Here is a 10,155-nt window from a genome sequence, read left to right on the forward strand (position 1 = left end):
ATGATCCCAATTCAAGTAACAATAGAAGGTCTATATTCTTATCAGGAACGTCAGACTATCGATTTCAGAAACCTTACTGAGGCTGGATTGTTCGGAATCTTTGGTTCGGTTGGTTCCGGAAAATCATCTATCCTTGAAGCAATTTCTTTTGCTTTATATGGTGAAACGGAGCGTTTGAATATGCGTGACAAACGAGCTTACAATATGATGAATCTGAAATCAAACAGTTCCTATATTGAATTTGATTTCATAAACCATGAAAATAAATTATTCCGTGCAACCCGAGATTTCAAAAGAAATTCCAAAAAATTTGATGATGTAAAACCTTCCTCTGTAACTTTTTATGAAAAGAGGAATGAAAAATGGATACCACTCGACCATTCTGATGCTGAGCAAATTATAGGATTAAGTTATGCGAATTTTAAGCGTACAATTATTATTCCACAAGGCCAGTTTAAGGAATTCCTTGAATTGGGAGCAGCAGAAAGAACGAGCATGATGAAGGAAATTTTTAATCTTCAACGGTTTGATTTACAAAATAATGTCTCGGTTTTAAATATCAGAAACAAATCTGAGCTGGATCAATTACAAGGTGAATTGAAAGGATTTGAGGAAATAAGTGCGGAACAGATTAATTCTCAAAAAGAAAATCTTACAAAAGAGCAGCAAAAATACGATCAGGTAAAAAATGAGCATCAACAAGCTTCAGAAAAATATCAGCAATTAAAAAGTCTAAAAACAGATTTTGAAAATTTACAACAAAAGAAAGAGGATTTTGAAAAGATATCTGCTGATAAATTAAAGATTGATGCTTTAGAAAAGAAAACAAATATCTATGATACTGTTTTCAGAATCTTTAATCCTTTGCTAAATGAAAAAAAGAAGCTATTACATGAAATTTCCGCAAGACAAAAAGAGCAGGAAGTCCATATAAAATATGTAGCGGAAACCGAGAAAAATTTCACTAAAATAAGAGAACAGCTTCTATCGCTCCAACCTAAATTTGATGCATTAGGACAGTCAAAAACACAAGAAAATGATTTAGGTTTGATCTTACAAATGTTGAAGTTTTCGACTGAAATAAAAACACTTGAAGAAAGGACACAGAAGGGTTCTGAAAAAGTGCAGGAAGTTGAAGAAAAACAAAGGAACACTTTAAAAAAAATAAATGATCTTACTAAGGAGACAGAAGCTTTAAAACCAAAAAAAATTGAAGCTAATTTATTAATTAGTGTTGGAAATTGGTTTGTACACAAAAAAAATCTGAATGATCTCCAACACAAGCAAACCGAAAAACTAATTCATTACAAGGGATTAATCACAAAGGTTTTAGAAGACTTAAAGCCCTTTAATATCAATCCTGAAAATTTTCGAGAAGATTTTAAACTAAAAACAGATTCTTTAGAAATTGGCAGAAAAGAATTATCACAAAAGTTTGACCACCTTAAAATTCAGAATGAATTATCCCGTTTTGCCAACGAATTACATGATGGTGAATCATGTCCACTTTGCGGATCGTTAGAACATCCAAATATTGTCGGATTTCACGATGTGAATACTGAGCTCAATGATATTCAGGAAAAAATACAATCTATCGAAAATGAACTTTTAAAAATTCAAAAACAGACTTCTGAAATTGAAAAAATTCTGGATCGTAAAAAGATCTTTGAAGATCAATTACGAACAGAGCAGGAAGTTTTAAATCAGCTTCAAAAAGAGATATTAACTCATCGTCAAAATTTTATATGGGAAAATTTTAATGCTGATCAAGAAAATGACTTTGAATTAAAACGTCAACAGTCATTTACCATAGAAAAGCAGATGGAACAAATCAGTCAGCTGATTTTAAAGGAAAGAGAAATTCTTGAAAAAGAGCAGGAAACCCTAGAAAAGTATAAAAAAACTTTGGACGAATTTAAACTGGAAGAAGCAAAAAAAGAAGAACAGATCAACACCAATCGTTCAAATTTAAAGACTTTGAATTGGAATGATTATAAGGACCAATCATATCCTGAGGTTTTCGACCTTCATCAAAAATTAGCTGAATCCAATCTTGATGTTGAAAGAAATTATCAGACTTTAACTAATCAGGAAAAAGAAACTGCGCCCAAACTGGCAGAACAAAAAACCATTGTAAATCAGCTAGCTATCAGGGTTTCAGAGCTAGAAAAAGAAATTTCTTCCAACGAAGAATCATTACAGCTCGCTTTAGCACAACAAGGTTTTACTACATTAATGGATGTTCAAAATATCTTAATAGAAGAAATCCATGTTCAGGAGAAAAGGAATCAAATCCAACAGTTCAGAATTGAGTTTGAAACATTAAAAAACGGAATTCAGGAACTAGAGGTAAAGCTTAAAGATTTCTCTTTTAACAAAGAAGAGTTTCATTCTGTTGAAGATCAATTTAAAATTATTGAAACAACATTAAAGCAAGCTAACGACACTGTTGTTAAAACTATTTCTGAAATTGACAGGCTTGAAAAAGAGTTTAAGAAAAAAGAAAGTCTTCTGAAAAATCTCAGTGAACTTCAGAAGCGATCTGAGAATTTAAAAGTGATGACCAACTTGTTTAAAGCAGCCGGTTTTGTTCAGTACGTTTCATCCATTTATCTAAGACAACTCTGCGATCACGCAAATATACGATTCCATAAGATGACCAGAAATCAACTGAGTCTCCAACTGAATGAGAACAATGATTTTGAAATAGTTGACTACCTGAATGAGGGACGAACCCGAAGTGTAAAAACATTATCTGGAGGACAGGCATTCCAGGTATCATTAAGTTTGGCTTTAGCTTTAGCAGAAAGTGTACAGGCTACAACAAAAGCAGATAAAAATTTCTTTTTTATAGATGAAGGTTTTGGAACACAGGATGTGGAATCAGTAAATATTGTTTTTGAAACGTTGATGGGGCTCCAAAAGGAAAACAGGATCGTAGGAATTATCTCGCATGTAGAAGAACTTAAAGAAAAAATCCCCGTTTCATTGAGTATTGTAAAAGATGAAGAGCGTGGAAGTCTTATTAAGATCATTTAAATAGCATTTTTCAATCTTCAATATCATATCAAAAAAAACTCCATTGAATTGCTCAATGGAGTTTCTTTGTTTTATAAAGATTTAATGTTAGGTAATACTTCCTGACCAAATAATTCAATAGATTTCATCATCAAATTATGGTCCGGATCCCCTACATCCATGTGTCCAATAAATCTGGTAATACCAAAAATTTCCTTCATATAAGCAATCTTATCAGAAACTTCAGCAGGACTTCCAATAAATAAAGCACCATCTTTACCTCTTCCACCATCATATTGAGCTTTAGTATATGGAGCCCAACCTCTGGAAGATCCTATCCTGTCCATCTGTGACTTATAATTATTGAAATAGCCATCTACCACATTCTGGTCATCACTTACAAAAGTATGAGAATGTATGGCGATCTGCATCTCAGAAATATCGTGTCCAGCATTTTGATATTCCTGTTTATAGAATTCTATCAGGTTTCTAAACTGAATAGGCATTCCACCAATAATCGCCACGACTAATGGCATTCCTAGTTTCGCAGCACTTAAAACTGATTGCGGAGTTCCACCAACAGCTCTCCATATAGGAAGCCTTCCATCATTCTTTGCTCTTGGATAGACCGTTTGATTCTGCATCGGTGCACGAAGCTTTCCTGACCATGAAACATTCTCTTCTGAGTTTATTTTTAACAACAATTCTAACTTCTCATCAAAGAGTTGCTCATAATCATTCAGTGAATATCCATAAAGTGGAAAGGATTCAATAAAACTGCCTCTTCCTACAAATATTTCTGCTCTTCCATCAGAAATAAGGTCTAATGTTGAAAAATCTTCATAAACTTTTACTGGTTCCGATGAACTTAAAACAGTAACACCACTTGCCAGTTTAATATTTTTTGTAATGCTCGCTGCTGCTGCCAATACCATTTCAGGAGAAGAAACAGCATAATCAGGACGATGGTGTTCTCCCATTGCGAAAACATCGATTCCTACCTCATCCATTAATTTTACCTGTTCGAGAATTTCTCTGATTTTTACTCCGGCATCTTTATATTTCCCTGTTGTCTGGTCAAAAGCTAAATCACCAAACATTCCTATTCCTAATTCCATATTGTATGTTTTTAATTTACCTCAAAATTACAGGAATCAAAAATCAAAAACGTTGATCAATGGTAAGAATGGAAATCAAGATTATTAAATGAAATTACCATCCATAATCTTGACCTTTATAAAAAAACAACTGAAATAATTAGATAATACTAGGAAAAATAAATCCATGTCTTGATAATAAAAGTAGCATAGTTAATCTATGCCACTTTTATTTTTTGCTCTACTCCATTCCAGAATTCCCAGAATAAGCATTATTATTAAAAGAATAATCTGAACAAAAAAATAATTATCTCCTTTATCCAATACTTGGATACCATTCGTCAGTATTAAGAATACATATGCAATAAATGCCATTCTTTCATTTCGTTTCCACGCAATAATTGCCAACAGAAAAAATAGTATAAAACAGGAAATTTCAAAAATAATACGCCATGTGCTATCTCTTGCAAATAAAGGAGTAAGAGCTAATATGAGGACTGAAAACATTAAAGCATATTTAAATTTCATATCTTAAATTTTATTTTCCACCTCCATTTCTCACACATCCCTGATAATCACTTTCTGCATCCGAATTACAGACTACCATATGGGCGGTAGCTATACCTCCTGCAATAACTCCACCAACTCCACCAGTAAATACACCAACTAAAACTGATCCACCTATTTCTATAGCATAATCTCTCATACATCTATTAGAAGCTGTCATAAAAGCAGAATGACAATTTCTTCTACCTGTAAGGGTACCATTTTCATTATAGCCAAGCTGTTGATCTATTTCATTCGTTAGCATTTTCCTTCTTTCTCCTTCATTATATTTGGAATAAAAATCTGAGTTAGAATCTCTAAAACTCTTGCTATTATCCCTTAATTTTTCATACATAGAAATTAATTCTTTACTATGTTCAACTTTCGCAGATTTATACAATATTTCCAGCTCTTCGACTGTATTTATTCTATTTATTCCTGATTGAATTACAGAAAAGTTGGCATTCTTTTCATTGTCAAGAATACTTTTAATTTCAGACTGAATGCTGAGTTGAACGGACACATAATTAGATAAAGCTTCTGAACTTAATTTCCCATTCTTTAAAGAAACTTTTTGAGTTAGGTCCGCATTAGAATCTTTTCCAGTAGATAAATCTTCATTAGAAGAACATGACTGAAAAACCAGCAGGAACATTGTTCCTACTATAAATAATTTTTTTCTCATTGTGTTGTGTTTTTATTTGTTGTCTTCCAAAACTATAAAAGTAAGAACGTTCTTAGTGCATCATCGTATTGTATCTTTTTTGTGTTTTTACTGTACACGCGTCATGTGATTTGTACATTTTTTTTGCATATTTGTATAAAAATGCGAGATGCAAAAAGAAAAATTACGTTTGATTAGAAAGAAAAAGGGATACACTCAGCAGCAGATTGCTGATATCATTGCTACCGATGTCTCCAACTATAGTAGAAAGGAAAGTGGGGATGTGAAAATAGTACGAGCCGAATGGGAAAAAATAGCTAATTTCTTAGATGTCACCATGGAAGAGATCTATGAAGAAGATGATGCTCAAATCGTAGTTAATAACGACCATCCTGTTTTTAATGACAGTTCGGCATCTGGTATCTATCAATATAATAATAGTACAATTCCTCTTTCTATCGTTGAGAACCTTCAGGAATATATTTCTTTATTAAAAGAAGAAAATCGAAAATTAAATGAAGAAATTAAAAGCTTAAAAGGAAAAAAATAAGTCTACAATTCTTTAAGAGGATCCCAGAAAAGCTGTTTGAAATTTTTGATTCTAAAATTCTCAACTACAACACCCTCTGCTTCAAGCTTAGGCTGAAACTCTTTTACCGATAAAGTTCCGGAACTTGAAATAACCCGATGTGCCGGAACATCTTTTGGGCAACCGCCCATGGCTTTTCCAACATGTCGGGAATGATTTGGATAACCCACTGCTTTTGCTATTGCTCCATACGAAGAAACCCGGCCTTTTGGAATAAGCCTGGTTATTTCATAAATCTGTTGCTTGAAAACCTCGTCCATATCAGGAATATTAAGATTATTTAATTATTTGCATCATTTTTGAACTATAATAATTTCAATGATGTTTCTCATTAAAAATATAAAGTTATGAAAAAATCATTCTTCAGCCTTCTGAATAAAATCAATAAAAAGATTTTACCTAAATTAAGTGATAAAGATCCAGGCTCTCTAACAAAGATTCAAAAAGGCATTTTGGCCTATCGATACTTTGTACTTATTAATTCTATGGATTAGCTGCCTATTATTTTGCATCTCATTACAAACCTGATATTTTTTTATTTATTCCCACATCTATCAGATTGCATGAATATTTTTCATATCCCAACAAATAAAAAACGCTCCAACAAAGTGAAGCGTTTTTTATATTTTTTTCTCACGATCAGTGAGAAATAATGATTAAGAATTCTCTAAAATGTAAGAAAACATTAAAGGTGCACAAATTGTCGCGTCACTTTCAACGATAAACTTAGGTGTTGTAATATCCAGTTTCCCCCAAGTGATCTTCTCATTTGGAACAGCCCCTGAATATGAACCGTAAGATGTTGTAGAATCAGAAATCTGACAGAAATAAGACCAGAAAGGCACATCATGCATTTCCATATCCTGATATAACATTGGTACTACACAAATAGGGAAATCTCCTGCAATTCCGCCACCAATCTGGAAGAATCCAACTCCTTTTCCAGCAGAATTTTTAGTATACCAATCTGCCAAATACATCATGTATTCAATTCCTGACTTCATTGTTGTAGCTGTAAGTTCTCCTTTGATACAGTAAGATGCAAAAATATTCCCCATTGTAGAATCTTCCCATCCTGGAACTACAATTGGAAGGTTTTTTTCAGCGGCAGCAATCATCCATGAATTCTCTCTCGGGATCTCATAATACTGCTCTAAAACTCCTGAAAGAATCATTTTGTACATATATTCGTGTGGAAAATACCTTTCACCTTTTGCCTCGGCATCTTTCCAGATCTCAACAATATGTTTCTGTAATCTTCTGAAAGCTTCTTCTTCAGGGATACAAGTATCTGTAACTCTGTTTAAACCTCTTTCTAACAAGTCCCACTCTTCCTGCGGTGTAAGATCTCTGTAATGTGGAACTCTTTCATAGTGAGAATGTGCAACCAGGTTCATTAAATCTTCCTCAAGGTTCGCTCCTGTACAAGAGATAAAATCTACTTTATCCTGACGGATCATTTCAGCAAGAATTTTCCCTAATTCAGCAGTTGACATTGCTCCCGCTAAAGTGATCATCATTTTTCCACCATCTTTAAGATGTGCAACATAACCTTTTGATGCATCCACCAATGCAGCTGCATTGAAGTGCAGGTAATATTTCTCTATAAACTCAGAAATTGGCTTGTTCATTTATTTTGATTTTTGCAAAGATAAAACTTAAAATCGGAATGTTGCAGCCGCACTTAGAGAAAGTCTGGTTAATCCTTCTTTTTCATCATCTCCTAAATTCACTGTGTTTCCGTTGAAAGTCATTTTACTCAATGTTCCGGCAGTCAATCCTACTTTTGGACCGATAAAGAAATATTTTGATAATGCATACTGATAAGCAAAATTAGCATCTAATCCCAAGTTAGAACCTTTTCCTTTTACTGTTCCGGTTTTTGTAGTATATGTAATAGCACCTAATGCAACATCATAATAAAACTTATGCTTTGACTCATCATTGAAATTAGAATACATAAATGCAGGCCCAAAGAAACTGATATTATCTTTTGTACTTACATTTGCAGAAACAACTTGTCCATTATTATCCAGCACAGAGATTCTTCCATTACTTGAGGCACTGTAATTAGAATATTTTATTCCCAAATTTATATTCCCTTTCACATTGTAGTAGGCTGAAATATCGAAATTCACACCGCTCTTTAAGCCTTTAATATAATTTTTTGTATCTCGTGAAATATTTGTTGGGGTCTTAACAACTCTCCATGCGTATCCAACCGAAGGAAGAATTTAAATTTTTTGCTGTGCCAGAGATAACATAGAAATAAAAAACATCCCTAATAATGTAATTTTTTTTATCATTTATTTTAATATTTCGGCAAAAATAATGTTTTTGTCAAACTAAACAATTAAAATTTAAAACGGCGGTTTTCTTTTTTATCTGCTATTTTCTTTTTAGTATCAAGCCTTTTCTGCTTTTGCCCTTTTGACGGCTTTGTTGCTACTCTTTTCTTAGGAATTATTAAAGCTTTATTTACAATTTCTAGAATTTTTTCAATAGCTTTATTTTTATTCATTAGCTGGGCTCTGCTCTCAGAGACCGTTAAGAATAAAAAGCCCTCTGCATTGATCCTATTTTTTAATTTATTTTGAATTAAAACCTTTTCATTCTCATCAAAAAATCCAGAGTCATCAACATGCCAAAGTACAGTAACAGCGGTTTCAACTTTGTTTACATTTTGCCCTCCTGCGCCACTGCTTCGGGAAGTTTTAAAATTAAGTTCTTTGGAAAAGTCTTTCATGATTATGGATTAGGAAATTAAGGGTTATAAACTATCGCTTATTTTTTTGTATAGCTCAATACGACTAACCTTTCCGTTTGGAGTTCTCGGTATTTGCTGAGTAAAAATAATCTTTTTGGGTTTATGAAAGTTTTTTTCAAACGGGATATTTGATATCGTTCTTATGATTTCATCTGATTCTTCACCTTCAATTACTAAAATGAGTTTCTGTCCTAAAAGTTCATCTGCTGCTCCCATAAATACCACTTCATTCGGAATTTCCTTTTTCACCAAAGCTTCCAGTTCTTCAGGAAATATTTTTGCTCCACCAGTGTTGATAACATGATCAATTCTCCCCAAAAATTTAAACTGATTTCTATTCCTAACATCAACTAAATCGTTAGTTTGTAAAATCTCACCATTCACATTAGGTGCGAAAATTTTCAGACATCCTCTTTCATCTGTAGAGATGGTAACATGTTCAAAGGCAGTGAAATAATCTTCCTTTTGTGGTGCCAATTGTTTTAAAGCAATATGTGAAAGGGTTTCAGACATTCCATATGTTTCAAATATATGGGTTGTAAGATGTGAGATTCTTTTCTTTAAACTTTCTGATACTGATGCTCCACCAATGATTAAGTTTCTAACTAAATGTAGCTTATCCACTGAATTTTCAACCTGTAATGGAGTCATGGCACAAAAGTCGATTTCTGTTTCAAGATTCTTAAGCGGTTGTAAAGATGGTTCAGCAATTATTAACTTCATCTTTCTTTCAAATGAGCGTACAATCATCATCTTCCCGGAAATGTATTCTGTTGGTAAGCACAACAAAGCTATATCTCCCGTTTTCAAATGTAAGAAGTTACAGGTCATCATTGCGGAATTCAGCATTTTGTCCTTTTCAATTTCAAAAACCTTTGGAACTCCGGTGGACCCCGATGTTTGCACCGCCACCGTTTTTGAATCATCCAACCATTTTTCTAAAAAAAAAATCACTTTTCTTTCAAATTCAGTCTGTGAATGTAAATTATTAGTTTTGAGATTATTGAAGTCTATCACCATGTTTGTTGTAAATAAAAAGTGATGTAAATGTAAAAAAAAGTTTAAAAAGTTCTTGTATGTATAGAAAAAAGCTTTAAATTTGCATCACCAAAATAAAACAGACTCATAGTGTAACGGTAGCACTCCGGTTTTTGGTACCGTCAGTCGGGGTTCGAATCCCTGTGGGTCTACAAACCATCCTTTTTAAGGGTGGTTTTTGTTTTTCATATGGTTTGCTTTAATTTCATTAATAAATAATCTAATTCAAAAAAGATCTTTCAATAACAGACTAAAATACAATTTGTTATTATTTTATATTGATCAACAAAGAGAATTTTCGCCAAAGATTTTTGCATATAAGGAAAAAATTTATAAATTTGCACCACCAAAAAATAACGCAGACTCATAGTGTAACGGTAGCACTCCGGTTTTTGGTACCGTCAGTCGGGGTTCGAATCCCTGTGGGTCTACAAAC

At 33.1% G+C, this 10,155-nt stretch carries 11 protein-coding genes and 2 tRNA genes; 5 read left to right on the forward strand and 8 right to left on the reverse strand.

The genetic code is table 11. From position 1 onward, the window contains the following. Window positions 1-3,039 (forward strand): AAA family ATPase, encoded by a 3,039-nt coding sequence (locus tag AC3WRL_RS20725; RefSeq protein ID WP_492331150.1) that lies wholly within the window; start codon window positions 1-3, stop codon window positions 3,037-3,039. A gap of 71 nt (window positions 3,040-3,110) precedes the next feature. On the opposite strand, the gene AC3WRL_RS20730 is transcribed toward AC3WRL_RS20725, so the two are convergent. The 3 genes from AC3WRL_RS20730 to AC3WRL_RS20740 all read right to left on the reverse strand — a co-directional run bounded on the left by AC3WRL_RS20730 (window position 3,111) and on the right by AC3WRL_RS20740 (window position 5,346). Next, window positions 3,111-4,136 (reverse strand): LLM class flavin-dependent oxidoreductase, encoded by a 1,026-nt coding sequence (locus tag AC3WRL_RS20730; protein ID WP_492331151.1) that lies wholly within the window; start codon window positions 4,134-4,136, stop codon window positions 3,111-3,113. Window positions 4,137-4,328: 192 nt separating this feature from the next. Continuing rightward, window positions 4,329-4,643, reverse strand: coding sequence for a hypothetical protein (locus tag AC3WRL_RS20735; RefSeq protein WP_214828193.1), 315 nt, complete (start codon window positions 4,641-4,643; stop codon window positions 4,329-4,331). A 10-nt stretch (window positions 4,644-4,653) separates the two neighbouring features. After that, entirely contained in the window at window positions 4,654-5,346 is a 693-nt protein-coding gene (locus tag AC3WRL_RS20740; RefSeq protein ID WP_492331152.1) for a hypothetical protein, read from the reverse strand. A 148-nt stretch (window positions 5,347-5,494) separates the two neighbouring features. On the opposite strand from AC3WRL_RS20740, the gene AC3WRL_RS20745 reads away from it, so the two are divergent. Next, on the forward strand, window positions 5,495-5,875 hold the full coding sequence (locus AC3WRL_RS20745; protein ID WP_214828187.1) for a helix-turn-helix transcriptional regulator: 381 nt from the start codon (window positions 5,495-5,497) through the stop codon (window positions 5,873-5,875). A gap of 2 nt (window positions 5,876-5,877) precedes the next feature. On the opposite strand, the gene AC3WRL_RS20750 is transcribed toward AC3WRL_RS20745, so the two are convergent. After that, entirely contained in the window at window positions 5,878-6,174 is a 297-nt protein-coding gene (locus AC3WRL_RS20750) for an MGMT family protein (RefSeq protein ID WP_214828184.1), read from the reverse strand. Window positions 6,175-6,261: 87 nt separating this feature from the next. Here AC3WRL_RS20750 and AC3WRL_RS20755 point away from each other — a divergent pair, with 87 nt between their 5' ends. After that, the gene (locus AC3WRL_RS20755) at window positions 6,262-6,408 is read left to right on the forward strand and encodes a hypothetical protein (RefSeq protein WP_261509848.1); all 147 of its coding nucleotides are present in this window, start codon (window positions 6,262-6,264) and stop codon (window positions 6,406-6,408) included. A gap of 162 nt (window positions 6,409-6,570) precedes the next feature. Here the strand turns inward: AC3WRL_RS20755 and AC3WRL_RS20760 are convergent, their stop codons facing one another. From AC3WRL_RS20760 to AC3WRL_RS20775, 4 genes are all read right to left on the reverse strand, one after another. Then, a complete protein-coding gene (locus tag AC3WRL_RS20760) occupies window positions 6,571-7,545 on the reverse strand; it encodes a deoxyhypusine synthase family protein (protein ID WP_089027742.1) in 975 nt (324 codons plus the stop codon). Between the two features lie 27 nt (window positions 7,546-7,572). Next, window positions 7,573-8,052, reverse strand: a complete 480-nt coding sequence (locus AC3WRL_RS20765) for a hypothetical protein (RefSeq protein ID WP_261509851.1) — start codon at window positions 8,050-8,052, stop codon at window positions 7,573-7,575. 215 nt (window positions 8,053-8,267) lie between these two features. After that, on the reverse strand, window positions 8,268-8,660 hold the full coding sequence (gene arfB / locus AC3WRL_RS20770) for an alternative ribosome rescue aminoacyl-tRNA hydrolase ArfB (RefSeq protein WP_214828178.1): 393 nt from the start codon (window positions 8,658-8,660) through the stop codon (window positions 8,268-8,270). A gap of 24 nt (window positions 8,661-8,684) precedes the next feature. Continuing rightward, a complete protein-coding gene (locus AC3WRL_RS20775) occupies window positions 8,685-9,701 on the reverse strand; it encodes an AMP-binding protein (protein ID WP_261509852.1) in 1,017 nt (338 codons plus the stop codon). A gap of 99 nt (window positions 9,702-9,800) precedes the next feature. Here AC3WRL_RS20775 and AC3WRL_RS20780 point away from each other — a divergent pair. Both AC3WRL_RS20780 and AC3WRL_RS20785 read left to right on the forward strand, forming a co-directional pair. Beyond that, window positions 9,801-9,871, forward strand: a tRNA-Gln gene (locus tag AC3WRL_RS20780). A 208-nt stretch (window positions 9,872-10,079) separates the two neighbouring features. Continuing rightward, a tRNA-Gln gene (locus tag AC3WRL_RS20785) sits at window positions 10,080-10,150 on the forward strand. Window positions 10,151-10,155 lie beyond the last annotated feature (5 nt).

The organism is Chryseobacterium sp. FW101-FHT12H09, assembly GCF_058790395.1.